This is a genomic window from Vibrio profundi, from assembly GCF_005281835.1.
GTDB lineage: Bacteria > Pseudomonadota > Gammaproteobacteria > Enterobacterales > Vibrionaceae > Vibrio > Vibrio profundi.
Map to the genome: position 1 here is coordinate 743,268 of NZ_RZIS01000001.1, position 18,090 is coordinate 761,357.

13 protein-coding genes are annotated in these 18,090 nt (G+C 44.0%); 12 read left to right on the plus strand and 1 reads right to left on the minus strand.

Going from position 1 to position 18,090, the window contains the following annotated elements:
• Position 1: 1 nt before the first annotated feature.
• Genes ELZ11_RS03470 through ELZ11_RS03505 form a run of 8 tightly spaced genes read left to right on the plus strand, consistent with a single transcriptional unit; the run spans position 2 to position 9,138 of the window.
• Positions 2-289 carry an STAS domain-containing protein gene (locus ELZ11_RS03470; protein WP_137355972.1) on the plus strand — a complete coding sequence of 96 codons (288 nt, stop codon included), beginning with the start codon at positions 2-4 and terminating at the stop codon, positions 287-289.
• A complete protein-coding gene (locus ELZ11_RS03475) occupies positions 282-2,465 on the plus strand; it encodes a chemotaxis protein CheA (protein WP_137355973.1) in 2,184 nt (727 codons plus the stop codon). Before ELZ11_RS03470 ends, ELZ11_RS03475 begins: the two co-directional genes overlap by 8 nt.
• A 2-nt stretch (positions 2,466-2,467) precedes the next feature.
• Complete coding sequence (locus ELZ11_RS03480) at positions 2,468-4,495, plus strand: methyl-accepting chemotaxis protein (protein WP_244291591.1); 2,028 nt, start codon at positions 2,468-2,470, stop codon at positions 4,493-4,495.
• An 8-nt stretch (positions 4,496-4,503) separates the two neighbouring features.
• A complete protein-coding gene (locus ELZ11_RS03485) occupies positions 4,504-5,043 on the plus strand; it encodes a chemotaxis protein CheW (protein ID WP_137355974.1) in 540 nt (179 codons plus the stop codon).
• Positions 5,036-5,578 (plus strand): chemotaxis protein CheW, encoded by a 543-nt coding sequence (locus tag ELZ11_RS03490; RefSeq protein WP_137355975.1) that lies wholly within the window; start codon positions 5,036-5,038, stop codon positions 5,576-5,578. The genes ELZ11_RS03485 and ELZ11_RS03490 overlap by 8 nt, the downstream gene beginning before the upstream one ends.
• A gap of 28 nt (positions 5,579-5,606) precedes the next feature.
• Positions 5,607-6,416 (plus strand): CheR family methyltransferase, encoded by an 810-nt coding sequence (locus tag ELZ11_RS03495; protein ID WP_137355976.1) that lies wholly within the window; start codon positions 5,607-5,609, stop codon positions 6,414-6,416.
• On the plus strand, positions 6,413-7,483 hold the full coding sequence (locus tag ELZ11_RS03500) for a protein-glutamate methylesterase/protein-glutamine glutaminase (protein WP_137355977.1): 1,071 nt from the start codon (positions 6,413-6,415) through the stop codon (positions 7,481-7,483). The genes ELZ11_RS03495 and ELZ11_RS03500 overlap by 4 nt, the downstream gene beginning before the upstream one ends.
• The gene (locus ELZ11_RS03505) at positions 7,480-9,138 is read left to right on the plus strand and encodes a bifunctional diguanylate cyclase/phosphodiesterase (RefSeq protein ID WP_137355978.1); all 1,659 of its coding nucleotides are present in this window, start codon (positions 7,480-7,482) and stop codon (positions 9,136-9,138) included. Before ELZ11_RS03500 ends, ELZ11_RS03505 begins: the two co-directional genes overlap by 4 nt.
• A gap of 221 nt (positions 9,139-9,359) precedes the next feature.
• Here the strand turns inward: ELZ11_RS03505 and ELZ11_RS03510 are convergent, their stop codons facing one another.
• Positions 9,360-11,690, minus strand: a complete 2,331-nt coding sequence (locus ELZ11_RS03510; protein WP_137355979.1) for a YgiQ family radical SAM protein — start codon at positions 11,688-11,690, stop codon at positions 9,360-9,362.
• A 167-nt stretch (positions 11,691-11,857) separates the two neighbouring features.
• Here ELZ11_RS03510 and ELZ11_RS03515 point away from each other — a divergent pair, with 167 nt between their 5' ends.
• From ELZ11_RS03515 to ELZ11_RS03530, 4 genes are all read left to right on the plus strand, one after another.
• Entirely contained in the window at positions 11,858-14,344 is a 2,487-nt protein-coding gene (locus ELZ11_RS03515; RefSeq protein WP_137355980.1) for a sensor domain-containing phosphodiesterase, read from the plus strand.
• 90 nt (positions 14,345-14,434) lie between these two features.
• A complete protein-coding gene (locus ELZ11_RS03520; protein ID WP_137355981.1) occupies positions 14,435-15,115 on the plus strand; it encodes a hypothetical protein in 681 nt (226 codons plus the stop codon).
• An 84-nt stretch (positions 15,116-15,199) separates the two neighbouring features.
• Complete coding sequence (locus tag ELZ11_RS03525) at positions 15,200-15,400, plus strand: DUF4250 domain-containing protein (RefSeq protein ID WP_137355982.1); 201 nt, start codon at positions 15,200-15,202, stop codon at positions 15,398-15,400.
• A 226-nt stretch (positions 15,401-15,626) separates the two neighbouring features.
• Positions 15,627-18,083: an EAL domain-containing protein gene (locus ELZ11_RS03530; protein ID WP_137355983.1), complete on the plus strand. Its 2,457-nt coding sequence runs from the start codon at positions 15,627-15,629 to the stop codon at positions 18,081-18,083.
• The last annotated feature ends 7 nt before the right edge of the window (positions 18,084-18,090 follow it).

The window sequence follows — 18,090 nt, forward strand, 5'->3', positions numbered from 1 at the left end:
TATGACTCCACCCGTTGATAAACAAGAATATTTGCTGCCCGCAGAACTGACGATTTATGAGGTCGGTGAAGTGTATGCGGATTTAATGGCGCTGGTGGATGACACCAAATTACTTAACCTTGATGGCTCTCGCATTGCTGAAATAGACACGGCTGGTATTCAATTGTTGCTGAGAATGTTGAACGTGTATCCATGCCAACAGCTGCAAATCGTTAACGCGAGTTTGGTATTGGTTGAGGCGTTCGAGTTTCTTGGTGTGGTTTGGGGCGTGGAGTTAATCGATGAGTAACGAAATGCAGGCAGCGCTTGCCACCTTTGTTAACGAAGCGAAGGAGTTGCTAACGGAATTGGAGCAAATCTTACTTGAGCTTGATGCTACCCATATAGAGCCAAGCGCAGAGCACATCAACGCAATGTTTCGTTCGATTCACACAATAAAAGGCAGCGCAGGGCTTTTCGGGCTTGATGAAATTGTTGATGTCAGTCATCGCTACGAAACGCTCCTCGATCTAGTTCGCGACAATGAGCGTGAGCTTTCTCCTGACTTGATAGAAGTAGGCTTGAAAGTGTGTGACTTGATTAATGAATTAATCGCGCATATCGGTCAACCTCTCGAAGGTGATACTCAAGTTAAATATCAATCTTTGCATGACGCCTTAGTGGTACTTAACCCTGAAGACATAAGTACGGAGGTATCTCATGAGCTTGTGGATGAAGACAAAGCGCTAGAAGAAAAGGATCAATGCTGGCACATCTCGTTTCGACCAAACCAGCAAGTGTTTCAAGATGGATTAGATCCCAAAGCTTTCATCCATTACCTATCTCAACTGGGCTCAATCGCTTCAATAGCCGTCGTAGATGAAGCCTTAGCTGAAACAGACTCTTTCGATCCAGAGCTTTGTTATTTGGGGTTTGAGATCCGTTTAGAAACCTCAGCAAGCAAGCGACAAATCGAGGATGTGTTTGAGTTTATCCAGCAAGATGCGGAAATTCATATCTTGCCTCCTGATAGTCAAATTCATACCTATATCGACCTTATTAACCAGCTACCAGAGCCCAATCAGAAATTAGGGGAGATTTTAGTTCGTTGCGGAGCGATAACTCCGAATGAACTAGAAACCGGGCTGGAACTACAAAGCTCTCAGAAAGAAGGTCAGTTATCGCCGCCGTTGCTTGGGAGCGTGTTAACACAAGAACAGGCGGTGTCCGCTGAAGTTGTGCAAGCCGCGGTGACTAAACAGCATCAGAAAGTCCATAGCAGTAAAACGTTAAGGGTCGAGGCAGACAAGCTAGATAAGTTAATCGATCAAGTCGGTGAAATGGTGATCACTGGCGCTAGAACGACTTTGCTTGCTCATGAAACGGGTAACGAAGCCTTAATTGAAACCATTACTCAATTAGAACGCTTAGTCGAAAATATTCGTGATAGCTCATTGCAGCTGCGTATGGTTCAAGTCGGTGACACGTTTAATAAACTTAAACGGGTAGTGCGCGATACCGCTTTATCAGTCAACAAACAGGTCTCACTCCAAATCAACGGTTCAGATACCGAGCTGGATAAAACTTTCATAGAAAAGCTGAGTGACCCGCTTACTCATATTATTCGAAACGCAATTGATCACGGTATTGAAATACCCGAAGAAAGGCGCCGTCAAGGGAAGCCCGACCAAGGCAGCATTACACTTAATGCGTTCCACGAGTCAGGATCGATCGTGATTGAGGTGCGCGATGATGGCAGGGGGTTAGATAAAGATCGGGTACTTGAGCAAGCTCTTTCTCAAGGCTTGATCACAAGCACTTCTCATTTAAGTGAACGAGATGTCTTTTCGCTGATTTTTGAGCCGGGTTTCTCTACTTCTCAGTCCGTGACTAATTTGTCTGGTCGCGGAGTTGGGATGGATGTGGTGAAACGTAACATAGAGCAGTTGCGCGGTACCGTAGAAGTGAGTAGCGAGCCTGGAATAGGTACTGAGGTATCAATTCGGTTACCGCTAACACTGTCGATTATCGATGGGTTTATGTTCAAAGCCGCACAAGCGAGCTACGTAATTCCACTTGATAACGTGGTGGAATGCTTAGAGTTGCATGAAGTGGTATCAAAGCAAGCCATTGAAGGGCGACATTTTATTGATTTACGAGGAGAAGTGCTGCCATTTCTCCGTTTACGAGAGCTGTTTGGAATTACGGAAATCGCCGAACATAACCAAGAGTCACTGATTGTTGTGCAGTATGGAACACTACGTGCTGGCTTGGTCGTGGACGCGTTACTGGGTGAATTCCAAACCGTTATCAAACCATTAGGACGATTGTTTGAAGGGCTAAAAGGCATTAGTGGGGCAACCATTCTGGGGAATGGCGTAGTCGCTATCATCCTGGATGTGTTTTCACTCATTCAATCGGCTGTTAATCGACAAGAGCTCGACAGTATCGAAGCGACAAAGGATAACGACGAGCAAGGAGCATAACAATGCTGAACAAATTGTCTATCAAGAACAAAATCATACTCGCAATGTTAACCATGGGGATATTGCTATTGGTGATCGCGATTTCTGTTCAGGTGAAAAACCGGACTATAGAAGAATACGCGATCAGTGTCGGGCAAAAGGATATCCCCGAAGCGATTTTGTCTTTAAGTATGCTCGATGAACTTGGAGACATGAACTCGAATGTTCTGGAGTTCATTACAGGGGAAGCGGAAGAAAGGGATGACTTTCGAGCCAATTACACAGAATTCGTCACCTTTTTTGAAGAGTTAAAACAGCTTCAAACCGTGGATGTGGTGTTAATGCGCCAGATCGAAGATTTATCAGATCGTTATTACGCCGATGCGCAAAACTTGGTATTCAATACTTTTCACCCTACCCAAGAACAGCAAGCCGCAGAGCAGTATCGATACTTGATTGAAGAGTTTGCCATCCCATTAGAAAGGCTTCTTGATACCTTAAAAGAGGAAGAAGTTGCTGACGCCGGAAGCTCGGGTGATTTTGAAGAAGTCGTGACCGATGACTTGCAAGGTGTACGTTACTATCTTGAGCTTATCGATGAAGAAGGCGACATGATGGCGGCGCTTAATGCGTATATGCGCGGTGAGCCTGGAGCGATTAATCAGTTTGAAAAAGAGTCGAGAAACTTCTCCAACTTCCTTGCTGAAATTAAGCCATTGGAGCGCAAACCTGCTGAGATAAAAAGCTTGGCTGAAGTCGAGCATATGTACGATGAGCTGTATAAAGGCGGTAAAGAGATTTTCGCTTTGTATAGTCCGAGAGACAAAATCAACGCAGCGATCGAAATAGATAAGCTTGAACATGAAGTGTTCAAAAAGTTAGAAGAAATCCTAGAAACGATTAATAACAACGCGCGACTCCAAAGTAACCAATCGCTGGATGAGTTAATACTCGCTGCTCGTGAAAGCATTTCTTTGGTGTGGGGGCTATTAGTGGCTGCTGTCATTCTTGCGATAGTGACTGCGCTATTCTTAATTAAAGGCATCGTACTTCCAATTAAAGCCTTGGCTGAAGCAGCAGAGGATTTACGTTCTGGTGAAGGGGACCTGACTCGTCGAATTCCAGATTTTGGTAAAGATGAAATTGGTGAAACGGCGCAAAGTTTTAATGGTTTTGTCGAACGGCTGCAAAATATTTTGCTCGACATTCAGGCGTCGGTAGAAGCCATAGCACACAGTACAAATGAAGTGACGACGACCTCACGAATGTTGAGTTCGACTTCCAACCAATTGGCCGCGAGTGTCGAAGAAACCAGTGCGTCGCTTGATCAAATGAGTTCCTCCATTTCAATGAACACCGATAATTCTAAGGTCACCAATGGGATTGCGACTCAATCTAGTGCTGAAGCGCACGATGGGGGACAAGCGGTCAATGACACTGTAAATGCGATGACTGAGATAGCTCAGAAGATAGGCATCATTGAAGACATTGCGTACAAAACAAACTTACTCGCATTGAACGCTGCGATTGAGGCTGCAAGAGCTGGGGAGCACGGTAAAGGGTTTGCGGTTGTTGCAGATGAAGTAAGAAAGCTTGCAGAGCGTAGTCAGGTTGCCGCTCAGGAAATCAGTAGTCTAGCGGATAAGAGTGTCAAAGTAGCACAGCATGCCGGAGATATGCTTAATCGCATGGTACCAAATATCCAGAAAACGGCGGACTTAGTTCAAGAGATCACGGCCGCTTCGACGGAGCAAAGTACCAGTGTGGCGGAAATTAATCGCACGGTTTCTCAGTTGGATGATATCGCGCAACAAAATGCGTCAGCATCGGAAGAGCTTTCGTCCACTGCGATTATGGTTCAAGAACAAACTGGGGAAATCCGTAAAACCGTTGGGTTCTTTAAGCTCTCCAAAAATTCAGACCCATATCGACGCCGCGATTATTCCCCTCTCCCTAACCAGGTTACGCACCAACAAAAAGAAGCGCGTGACCAAGAAGTTGAGGGGAAGAAGAATGACCGAACCGATGGCTTTGTGCCATTCGACGAGTAAGGGATTGCATGAGTCAGCCAAACATCAGCGCAATCAGTGACAGTGGTAAGTATTTGGAGTTTGAAGTAGCCAATAAACTCTTTGCTTACCACATCCGTAATGTTGCAGAAATCATGGAATATCCAGAGATCGAATCTCTGCCCTTATCACCCGATTTTGTACTTGGAGCCATCAATCTACGGGGAAGTGTAATTCCGATTGTTGACCTTGCGGTGTGCTTAGGGCTCCCAATTCAACCAGTGACGGCAAAAAGTTGTGTGATTATTTCGGATGTTGAGTATCAAGGAGTGGTCTATCAAGTTGGCAACAAAGTTGATTTGGTAACACGGGTGATTGATATATCGAGTGCTCAAATTGAAAAAGCGCCGGACCTTGCCGGGCAATTGGAACATCGAGTATTGATTGGCGTAGCGAAACTCGATACCCGATTGTTGACCATATTGAATGTCGATAAATTGCTTACCGAAGCGCAACTTCATTGGTTGGAAAAAGCGGAACTCAATAAGCCAATCACAAATGAAGATGAGTTGAGGGTAAGCCATGAATGATCTCAGCAGTAGTGAAGTAGCGCCTCTTTCCAACAGTGTTAACGGGTGTTTGTTAGTCGATATTGGCGGTGAAATCTTTGGTATCTCAATCCGTAGTGTAAAAGAAGTCATTGAACTAGAAGATGTTACCCAAGTTCCCATGTGCACGAGCACGGTCAGTGGTGTGATTAATGTGCGAGGAAGCGTTGTGCCTGTAATCGATGCTGCAAAACGCTTAGGGCTAAGAAATACCAATAGCTACGATAAATATAGCTGCATTGTGCTTTACGATTGTATCGACGAGAGCACTCACGAAGCGATTACTATTGGCGTCTTAGTTAATCGAGTTAGGGCGATTGAAGAGCTTAGTGGGGAAGAATTAGCAGGAGCGCCGTACTTTGGTGCACATATCCCGGTCAGTTTTATTCTTCATATGGCGCGCGTCAACGAACAGGTTTTTATTGTACTGGATATGGCCTCCATGCTCAGCATTACGTCGATCAATGAAGAAATCGTCGACTATCAAAAAGAACTATTTAAGAACATTCTTAGTTAACCTGCGAGCCTATGCGTAAGGAAAGCCAATGGCCGAACTCTGCGACGATAGCTTCAATCAGATCAAATATCTGCTAGAAAAACTAACGGGTATTCAGCTAGCCGAGCACAAACGAATGGCGGTAATGAATAGGCTGTTAAGCCGCTTAAACCACCTTAACCTTTCGACATTTGAAGAGTATTTGGTCTACCTCAATCAGCCCGATACTCAGAGTGAAGTTCAAATATTCATCGATAAGTTAACCACCCACGAAACTTACTTCTACCGTGAAAATGATCAGTTTAATTGGTTGGAAGCGTATTTATGTTCCAGAACTAAAAATGAACATGCTTTATCAGTGTGGAGCGCTGCCTGTTCGACAGGCGAAGAAGCTTATAGCTTGGCGATGATGCTGCATAACGTGCTGGGAGAAAATGGCTGGAACGTATTTGGAACAGACATTTCTCAGCTAGCGATCAAGCAGGCACAAGCAGCTACTTATCCGATGGAACGAGTTGAACGAATACCGAGCGATTTCCGTTTACGCTACTGTTTGAAAGGTGTAGGGAAGTACGAGGGCGTCTTTACTTTGAGTAAAGAGATCAAACAACGCTGCTTCTTTTCTACGGCGAGTCTCTTAGAGTTCAGCGATAGTCAGACCAGCCTGCACGACATCATATTCCTACGCAATATTTTGATTTATTTCTCGCCACTTAAACAAAAGCAGATTCTGCAGAACGTAATTGCTCGGCTGCAACTCGGTGGGCTGTTATTTCTCGGGCATAGTGAAAATATCGTAAAAAACGACAAGCAGCTCCAGCAAGTTGAACGGTGTATCTTTAAAAAGGTAAGCCTATGAGTATTAATGTATTTATTGTTGATGATTCGGCGGTTATTCGACAGGTACTGGGTGATATCGTGAATCACGACCCTGATTTAACCTTACTTGGCACGGCACCAGATCCTATGCTCGCCATGCGAAAAATGAACAAAGCGATGCCAGATGTCATTTTACTCGACATTGAAATGCCCAAAATGGATGGCATTACTTTTCTTAAAAAGATCATGACGGAACATGCGGTGCCTGTTGTGATTCTATCGGCCTTAACAGCTGCCAACCCTGATTTATGTTTAGAGGCCCTTTCTTCAGGGGCAATAGAAGTGGTGAATAAGCCATGTTCAAATCTCAACGATTATTTACACTCTGACGAAGTCACCCACCTACTGAGCAGCATTAAACACGCAGCAAAAGTGAAGGTGAGGCCCATGGAGTATCTATCGGACAACAGTTTCCGAAAACGTTTTTCGGCAGATGTCATCATAAAGCCGACTCGTTTGCATAAAATAGAACGCACGGAACACCTTGTTCTAATTGGTGCTTCCACTGGCGGAACGGATGCGATCGAAGTATTCCTAAATCATATGCCTGTTGACTGCCCACCTATCGTTATTGTTCAGCATATGCCCGCAAAGTTTACACACGCATTCGCTAACCGTTTGAATATCATTACTAAGCACCAAGTGGTCGAAGCTACTAATGGGCTAACACTTGAACATGGCCGGGTCTATATTGCGCCTGGTGGCGTTCATACTATGATTAATAGGAAGGATCAGACCTACCACATTGAACTAAAAGATGGCCCGCTAGTAAGCAGACATAAGCCATCAGTCGATGTGTTGTTTCGCTCTGCTGCACAGCATGCAGGACGAAATGGAATCGGCGTGATCTTGACTGGCATGGGTGACGATGGGGCGCAAGGAATGCTAGAGCTGAAAAGGGCTGGTGCGAGTACCTTTGCTCAAAGCGAAGAAAGCTGTTTGGTATTTGGGATGCCGAAGGAAGCGATAGCACGTGGGGTCGTGGATAAAGTCTGTGCAATACAGAATTTACCTTACCATGTTCAAAAAGTGCTGGTGGAAGTATGACCTATTCAAATCAGGAAGTTGAATATTTAGGTGTAATTAATGTAATACTCGATAATCAAGGGGTGATCTCTGAGTTATCGAATCAAGCGAAAGAGATTTTCCGGCTTGATGTTGGTATGAGCATGCTGACAGATTGTAGTGTTGATTTTATTGATGATGGCTACCAAACCTATCCCTTCGAGGCGCATATGCGCTTGCTATTATCTGAAAAGTCTTCCCCAGAAAACACCACACCCTATGAGTTTGAATGTGGCATCAGCTACCCAGATCGAAATGTCGCATGGCTAAAGCTACATGTAGTCGCTTGCGACGACTCCTTAATTCTGCATTGCAGCGATAACGGTGAGCTTGTCGCTGCACGTCGCTTAAATCGCCAGCTTTCCGTGCAGGACCCTCATACAGGGCTGCTTTATCGGGAAGCATTCCTCTCAAAAATTGAGGAAGAGAAATGCTATGGCACGGTTTGTTGTGTGCGAATCTGTAACTATCAAAGGATTAATGAAATATGGGGTAGTGCAGTCGCTAATTTGGTGTTCATGGAAATCTTGGCGCGTGTGTACTCAGAAATCGACTCGGCTATTTGCAGTAAGCACTCGACCGACAGCTTCATTGTATTTATCGCAGATAATGATGCGTTAGATATTGAGCATTTTTATTCGCTCTTGAACGAACCGTTTCATTTCAATGGTCGACATTTCTTCAGCAACGTTGCTCTTGGGTATTATCAAGAAAATATCGGTGACGAGCACGAACAAAGCCTCAATAAAGCGGAAATGGCGATATTGGATGTGTCTGCGGAGAGAATTCGATTGGCTGAGTTTCAAGAAGACTTGGCTAAGCAAATTGAGCATCAAAATAATCTTGAGACTGAATTTCGCTTTGCGATAAAAGCCGACAAGTTAGACGAGCACTTCTATACCACATTTCAGCCGATTCATGATTCGATGTCGGGTGCGGTAGTCGGTGCAGAATGTTTGATCCGTTGGACGCTAAAAGGTGCAATGGTGTCGCCTGTCGAGTTTATTCCAATTGCTGAAAAGACAGGTGATATTGGGTTACTGACTCAATTTAACGTGAGGAAGCTTGGTGAGTTACTGGCAACTCTTAAAGACAAAGGGATAGATACTTCTGGCTATTTGTTTGCTCTAAACATCAGTGTGGTGGAAATCTTAGATGTCGACTTTGTCGACAAGCTCACCGAGTGTATTGCTAAACATAACATTGATAATAGCCAAATTAAGTTAGAACTTACTGAGTCGGCATTGATCGACAACTTCAACTATGTAAATCAAGTTCTACAGCAAATGCAGGATTTGGGCTTTAAAGTATCGATTGATGATTTCGGTACCGGATTTTCTAGCTTGAGCTATCTGTGTCGTTTGCGCTTCGATGAAATTAAGATTGATCGTGCGTTTGTGACTCATGTCGTCAGTGATGAAAAATTACAAACGGTGTTTAATTCCATCGCATCTCTGGCGATCAATTTGAATAAGCCAGTGGTAGCGGAAGGGGTCGAAACTTTGGATCAACTGAATTATGCCCAAATTAAGCACGTTGATTACATTCAGGGTTATTACTTTAGTAAACCACTGCTAGAGCAGGAGTATATTGATTACCTGATCAATAGCTTGTTACCTCAAGAGCAGGAGTTTTGAGGCTATTTCACTTTGTTATTTCTGTTTTTGTTTTGAAGCTTGTGTGTGGAAGTAACAATCGCGCATCACGGATTGTGTAAGACAAGGTGGTGAGAAATATTAAGAGATGCATTTGAGTAGGTTTTCTCGTTACCTAATGATAAATAAGTAGCGATAAAAAAAGCACAGCTTGAGCTGTGCTTTTTGCGTTCATATCAACTTATCGGCTAAGCCATCTACCGTTAGCGCTGTGCACTGCGTTGACGGCTTTGACCTGCTCCTGTTGGCTTCTTGCCTTTGTGGTGCTTAGGTTTGTTCGTACCGCCAGTGGCAGTGCCTGCAGGTTTACCTCGGCCAGCTGGCTTACCGCCATTCCCACCTTGTGATGCTTTGTTACCTGAACCCGACTTGTTGCCATTCTTTGGCGCATTCTTAGAGCCGTGATTACGTGGCTTTTCACCACCTAGTCCTGGCTGAGACTTACTGTGCTTAGTCGCGAAACGGTTTGCACCATGACGGCCAGACTTACGACGCTGCGCTGGTGTGCGCGCATCTAGATCTTCTTCTGGAACCAAACAGTTTGGTCGGTCACCAATTAAGTGCTTCTTACCCATGTCGATCAGTGCTTCACGGATGATCTTCCAGTTATCTGGATCATGGTAGCGAAGTAGCGCTTTGTGCAGGCGACGTTGACGGTCACCTTTTGGTACTGGTACATCTTCACGTTTCTTGTACTTAACGCGTTTCAGAGGGTTAGTCTCTGAGTAGTACATCGAAGTCGCATTACACATTGGCGATGGATAGAAGTTTTGTACTTGGTCACACTCGTAGTTGTGCTTTTTCAGCCACAACGCAAGGTTGAGCATGTCTTCATCTTCTGTTCCCGGGTGAGCCGAGATGAAGTAAGGAATGAGATATTGCTTCTTACCTGCTTCCGCGCTGTATTTTTCGAACATTTCTTTGAAGCGGTCGTAAGTACCCATACCCGGCTTCATCATTAAGTCGAGAGGGCCTTTTTCAGTATGCTCTGGAGCAATCTTCAAATAGCCACCAACGTGGTGCGTTACAAGCTCACGTACATATTCTGGAGATTCAATTGCCAAGTCGTAACGAACACCAGAAGCGATCATGATTTTCTTAACGCCTGGCACTTTTCGTGCGGAGCGGTACAGGTCGATAGTGTGCTTGTGGTCGGTATTTAGCTTTTCACAAATCTTCGGGAAGACACATGAAGGGCGGCGACAGTTAATTTCCGCTTTTGGATCTGAACACCCCAGGCGGTACATGTTAGCGGTTGGTCCACCTAAATCTGAGATAGTGCCAGTAAAGCCTGGAACCTTATCTTTAATATCTTCGATCTCGTCCAAGATTGATTCTTTCGAACGGTTTTGGATGATACGGCCTTCGTGCTCTGTAATAGAGCAGAACGAACAGCCGCCAAAACAGCCGCGCATGATGTTAACTGAAGTTTTGATCATGTCGTATGCAGGAATCTTCGCTTTTCCATACATAGGGTGTGGAACACGCTTGTAAGATAGGCCAAATACGTAGTCCATTTCTTCAGTGGTCAGCGGGATTGGCGCTTGGTTAACCCAAAGTTCGCGGTCACCGTGACGCTGAATCAAGGCACGACCAGAATACGGGTTTGTCTCTAAGTGAAGAATTCGGCTTGCGTGTGCGTACAAGATTCGGTCATTGTTTAGCTTTTCAAACGCAGGAATACGTACTGCCGTTGTTTTCGCATCATGACGAGATGGACGAATTGTAATTGGTTGCGCTTTTGGCTCTTCGTCTTTCTTGGTGTCACACTTAGTTTCGACTTCGTAAGGGTTTACTGGAACGTAAGCTTTACCCGGTTTTTCGATACGAGAAGAGTCGATGATTTTGTAACTTTCTGGTGCGGCTGCAAGATTCACAGCTGTGCCACGGATATTGGTAAGCGTCGACATTTCTTCGCCATCCGCAAGGCGGTGCGCTACTTCAACCAGTGCGCGTTCAGCGTTACCAAATAACAGAATGTCTGCTTTTGCATCAAACAACACCGAGCGGCGAACTTTGTCTGACCAGTAATCGTAGTGAGCAACACGGCGAAGACTTGCTTCAATGCCGCCAAGTACAATAGGTGTGCCTTTATAGGCTTCACGACAGCGTTGAGAATATACCAAGGTTGCGCGATCAGGGCGTTTGCCACCTTCGTTGTTTGGCGTGTAAGCATCATCATGACGAAGCTTACGATCTGAGGTATAGCGGTTGATCATGGAATCCATGTTACCCGCAGTGATGCCAAAGAATAAGTTAGGTTTGCCTAACTCCATGAATGCATCTTTGTTGTCCCATTTTGGCTGAGCGATGATGCCCACACGGAAACCTTGTGCTTCTAATAAGCGACCAATGATTGCCATACCAAAGCTTGGGTGATCGACATACGCATCACCTGTAACAATGATAATGTCACAGCTATCCCATCCTAGAGCATCCATTTCCTTTCTACTGGTAGGCAAGAAAGGTGCTGTTCCATAGCACTCGGCCCAGTATTTTTTGTGTTCATGAATAGGAGTGATTTCGCTGTACATATTTTGACCTCAGATCTAGGAGGCGGGAATTATAGCGGTATGTGCTGAGACTAGCTAGCGGAACATATCCATGAAATTTTTCAGGCATTTTCGGTTCTTCGAGTAATCTCTAAGAACTTGATTATATTCTGGACTATTATTATGAGACTAGTTTTATAGGAGTCGATATGGAAATCAATCAATTGGGTCCTCAGGAGATTGTCGACACAAAACTAGGGTTTACGGATAGCCTTTACCCTTTGGTCGATTGGACACTTAACCTAGAAACTCAGCAGCTCGAATTTGACGTATGTTCAGTCAACGAGTTACTCAAACCTACTCAACCTCTAAAAACCTTTTCCGATGTGCTGCGCTTAATGACGAAGCAGTGCCGAAAGCAATTAAAATCATTAACTGAAGAAGTCGTTCGAACCGGAGAAGCTCGCTATATCAGCTGCTGCGTTTTCCCGAACGAGAAGATTTTGTCCTATGTGGAAATTTACATAGAGATGATTGATACCAATATTCTTCAAGGTACGCTCCGACCGATGTTCTCGGTTCCTTCTCGAGAAGAAGTGGCCAATATCTTTGGGTCACTATTTGAAAACCCTCATCATGGTATCGTCATTACAGATGAGCAGACTCGTATCATTACCTGTAATAGTTATTACGAGAAACAAAGTGGCTATGAACGCGCAGCATTAGTTGGGCTAAAAACGTCGATTTTTAATGCAGGAAAACACTCCAAGCAGTTCTATCAAAACATGTGGCGATCGTTGCGCGAAGAGGGCGTCTGGTCTGGTGTCATGCTGGCCAAAAACAATAAAGGCATTATTTATCCGCAAGAAATGACCATTCAACGGTTAGAGCCAGCTGAAGGTAAGGTGTATTACATTGGCTTAACGGTTAATTTGTCTCGCAGTCTGTCGCAAATTGCTGATAAAGAGTTAGGCGGTATTGAGTTACTTACTCAGCTTCCAACCAAAGAACGTTTCTTAAGCCAGTTAGAGATTTTGCTTGAGTCTAAAGACCAAACCACAGGTGTCATTGTATTAGGCATACAGCCAGAGTTTGACGCCGATTGGATGTTTGAAGACCAAAAGCAATTTGCAGATATTATTTCACATATGCGCGGCACGCGAATCCCTGGGTACATAGGTAGCTATACCTTTGTAGTATGTGTTGAATTCGCGATTTCAGAGAAAGGGACCTTTGTACATGCGTTGAATAACGCGATTCGTAGCTACTTTTCTGAGTTGAAAAACATGGCGAGTGAGCGTGTGTACCTTGCCATTTCAAAAGGTAAAGTCGGTGCGTCTATTTTAGATGTGGATGCGAAAAATTCGACGCGATTATTGTCTCACGCAATGCAAGCGATGGTTGGGGCGAAGGAATATGTTGGAAAACATATCAATTATTTCCATAGCCACACTCATAAAGAGATCATTCGCAAGCAATACTTAGAAACCATTATTCAGCAGTTGCTACATCGCCAATTAATTGAAGTCCATTACCAACCAATCGTGGATACTCAGTCGGGAAAAGTGGTGATGTTTGAGTCCTTATGTCGATTCCCCGCAATCAAAGGTGAGATATTCGATACTCAAGAGATGATCGATTTGACGGAAGAAATGGGTTTGATCACTGAACTTGATAGAACGGTGGCACTGATCGCTTTAGGGGAACATAAGAAGATTCGGCAATTATTTGGTGATGAAACTGGATTAACCATTAACTGCTCACTTAAGACGAAAGGAAATGCGCAGCGGTTGCTGATTGAAACGGCGAAATTGATCCAATCTAATACCGACAGGCCTGATCTCGTTACCATCGAAATTACAGAAAGTGGCCACTTTGCGAGTAAAATCGAGCAAGACAGTGCGATTGAGAAGCTCGGCGAACTTGGAATTAGCGTTGCGATTGATGATTTTGGCTCGGGCTATTCTTCGCTTTCTTATTTAAGTGACGGGTATTTCAATACGCTTAAAATTGACCGTGACTTAATTGTTAACGTTCATGAAAACACTAACAAATTTAATATCATCAAAATGATCACTAAATTGGCTCACACCTTAGGCGTTAAAGTGATTGCCGAAGGGATCGAAAAGGCCGAAGAGCTGACGATTTTGCAGTTACTGAACGTTGATTATATTCAAGGTTATTTATTTGATAAGCCACGTAAGTTAAGTGACCTCAGCCAAATTTTAGAAAAGGCAGACGACAATGAGTTATTCAACCCTAATAGCCAGCCGAATGATCTAAGCCAAACACTATATTCATTCTTTAGACATGCGCCACCGCAGATCAAGTCGGGCGATCCTTTGTCTTTAGCGGCTCAATATTTGGAAAACGATCTGGTGAACACGATTCCGGTGATTGTAGATAAGAAATGCGTCGGTTTATTAAATAATGAAGTAATCAACCTGCACATGACACCGAGCATGGGCACCGATTTAGAGTCGGACAAAGAAGCAAAAATTTGGAAAAAACCTGTGAATCAAATGATGCAGGTGTCGTTCACCACATTGGAAATGGATACGAACTCAAGTGAAATTCCGGGGCTGGTGGAGAAGGGAACTCCGTTTCCGTGGATTCTGGTGGATGAGCGAGGAATATACAAAGGGATGATCAACGAAGCTGATTTACTGGCCTACTGTATGCCTTGGATAGACTAGCAAGATCGAGAAATTTAGTAGTAGGTTGCTAGCCTTTATGGGAGGCTTTGCTATTATCTGCGCAAATTACATGAATTTCCGACAATAACCATGATTGAATCTCTTTTGATGTTGTTCGCACCTATGTTACTTGGTGCCTTGTCTATACTGACTCTTATTCTAGTAAAAGGCGATATTTGCCCAGGCCAACGTGGTCGAATCCATAAACTGCTACCAGCAATCGGTGTGCTGTGGATTGCGATCGCCTCGGTCAGAATTGAAGCGTTCATGATTGTGTTCGCGGTTTTCTACTTCTTTTCTCAAGTTCAAACCAAGAAAACCCGTGACCAAGGGCCTATTTGGTTATTGCACCTTGCCAATGGTTTAGCGCTGGCTTACGTTGCTATCCAAGCCTTTGAGCAGCCGACGTTAGCGGCGACGATTGCCACTTTCATTTCTATTGCATTACTTGGGGCAAGCTTTGCCCATATCCTGCTGACGATTGCACGCACTCGCCTGCAAGCTTTTCATAGGATCTTGCCTGTTGTTGGTGTAATCAGCGGTATGTGCATGGTGCTCGCAACCTTACTTAACGCGTACTCTATGTCGGAAGCGGAACTGGAGCTTGTGACCAAGAATCTGCTATTTGGTTTTGCTTTGCTGATTTCATCCATCATTGTGTGGTGCTGGCATTTATTCTTTGTCAAAGCACCAGAAAAAATTCAACTAGGTTTGGCTAGTGTAATGCTGGTTGTGGCTCTTTTGGGCTTAAGCCAACTGTGGGCGTTGTAGTCACTAAAATGTGATCTGACTTTTCGCGAATTGACACCAGTATGCCTAAACTTATAGGAGTGAATACAGCGAAAGGGGAGTGACATGGACCTTAGTAACGTAAGTAAACTCGACAGCACCATCTTGCTAGGTATAGTGAATGAGAAGCTTCGTTTGGAGTGCAATAGCTTCGAAGATTTAGCCAGTATGTACGAGTTAGATGTGGAAAATGTAGTCGGGAAATTGGATGTGCTTGGCTACCAATATGACCCTCTAACCAATCAGTTTAAATCGCACTTTCGCTAGCATTTGATTTGGTTTGATTTTAGATAAAGCCATTAACTTAGTGAGTAATTACTGAGTTAATGGCTTTATTTTTTCTACGAAAGTGAATATTAGTCCTAAGCTATAGAGGTATTCTCAGAAAACACTCTTTAAAATCTTCGCTGTTGTTGGAAAGGCTGAATCAAGGAAGTGATACCCATTATCTAGGCAGGGTACGCCAAACCAATAGGGCCTTAGAAGGTGTGGTATGCCAGAAAGGAATCCGGATAAACCTGTATCTTATTTAGAACATCATTACCCAGAAGTGAATTGGAGCTGGAACGTTCACTCGGGTTTGTTTGAGTACGATTCTAAATTGATTGAAGATATTCTTCCTATGTCACACCCTGTGTCTTCAGTTTCTGAAATTCTTCAATTCATGTCTCAGCTCGACCGTGAGTCGATCAAAAAATCTTTTATTAAAGCACTGACTACGCATTCAAAAGAATACCTTTCGTGTTGCCTAACATTTGATAGAGCACATTTAGTCTACGTTGAATTTTTTATTCAAAGCGATCAGGGAAAAGGGCTTAAAGGTACACTCAAACCACTCCTTGTGATGCCTGACAGGGAAGACTTTGGTGTGCTATTTCAACAGCTTTTTAATAACCAACACCACGGCATTATAGTGGCGAATGATCACCAACGAGTGGTGATATGTAATCATTATTTTGAAGAACATATCGGCTATTTAGCGAACCAAATTGTCGGTAAACACATCTCTAAATTTGATTCAGGAAAGCATACTCGTGAATATTACGACCGAATGTGGTCGAGTATTGAAGGTAAGGGCTACTGGACCGGAACGCTCCTAATAAAGAATGCTAACGGCGACGCGATTGCACAAGAACTAACGGTGCAGAAACTCTCGATTGATTCACGCGTATTCTACATTGGCTTCTTTGTTGACCTTTCGAGCCATTTGTATCGAATTGCTGAACAAGAAGATGGTGGGGTTGAGTTACTGACTCAGCTTTCTACCAAGCAGCAGTTTACTTCATCGCTGATTAAACAGTGTTTAGGCAGCAGTGAAGACATCATTGACCTCGCGATTGCATTCCAGCCTAAATTTGAACATGAGCAAGATTTCCAACAAAAGCCGATGTTGTCTGAGTCCCTTACCCGTAACCCTAAATGCCGTCATGTGGGGTATTTGGGGAATAATGTTTTTATGGTGAGTGTGCAATGTCAGAAAGGAACGTCTGGTGATCAGATAGAGATTTTGCACCGGACTATTCGTCAGTTCTTTAACCATATTTACCACTCGGCTGGCGATATTGTTAAGCAAGCGATAATTCAAGGGAAAGTCGGGGTTTCCATACTCGGGCATGATACGGATGATCCTAAACGAATGGTGAATCATGCTATTCAATCGATGCTGGAATGTGACCAGCAAGGGTTGATCTCGTTTTATCATGGTGTTACCCATAAGCAGATCATGCGTAGAAAGCACCTTGAAGAGGTGGTGGTGGCCTGTATTAAAAATCAAAGCGTTGAAGTGTTTTATCAGCCTATTGTGGATACCAGTAATTGGGATGTGGTGAAGTTTGAGGCGTTATGTCGTTTTAAGTCACCTGATGGCCAAATGTATAACACCCAAGAAATGGTCGCGATAGCCGAAGATTTAGAACTAGTGTCTGAGCTGGATTTATGCGTCGGTGTGGCGTCACTAAATGGGTTAAAACGAATCCAAGATCAATATGGTGAACGAATTGGTATCACGATCAACCGCTCATTGAACACCAAATTAGGGGCGGAAGTGGTATTGAGTTCAGCATTACAAATGGTCAGAGAGTTCGCCCATACTCCAGAGCTCGTCACCATAGAGCTGACCGAAAGTGCCTATTTCGATAGCGAATCGAGTCAGTCTGATTTAATCCATAGCTTACGAGAACATAAGGTAAGTGTCGCTATTGATGACTTTGGTACGGGGTATTCTTCCTTTACGTACTTAAGTGACTGTAATTTTGATTTACTCAAAATCGATCGAGAGTTTGTTGTGAATTTAAAGGTCGGAACGCATAGGTATTTTATTGTCAAAATGATCACTGAGCTTTCACATACGCTAGATGTAAAAGTGGTCGCTGAAGGCGTAGAAACTCAGCAAGAGCTGGAGGTTCTGTGTGGATTAGGGGTGGATTTCATTCAAGGTTATTTCTTTTCCAAACCCTTACCGTTAGGTCAGATTGAACAAGCTTGGGGCTATCAAGAGCGATTGGACGAATTTTTGGATAGTTCTTCGATGATTAAGGGAATCGGAATACTGAGTATTGTTAGAGAAGAAGCCCCGGTATTCACTCCAGATGTGTGCATTCTCGATGTCAAAAAGGCGTTCGATGCGGATCCTACTTTAGAGGCGGTATGCGTTATTGTTGAAGAGCGGTGCGTTGGGGTTGTCGATAAAGCGACGCTGCAGCTTTACCTTACTTCGACCATAGGAACCAAGTTAGAAACCGCCAAGGATCTCGCGATTTGCAAGCGAACGTTAAATCAGGTGATGAAGACTAAATTTGAAACCATTGATTTTAAAACCAAGGCAAAGGATATCTCGGGGCTACTTAATGAAATATCTGCTCCCCCTTGGGTGATCACTAACGACTTTGGCGTGTATCTAGGCCTAGTGACCCAAGGCGATATATTGGCGTACTTCTCGGCTAAGGCTTAAGTATCGT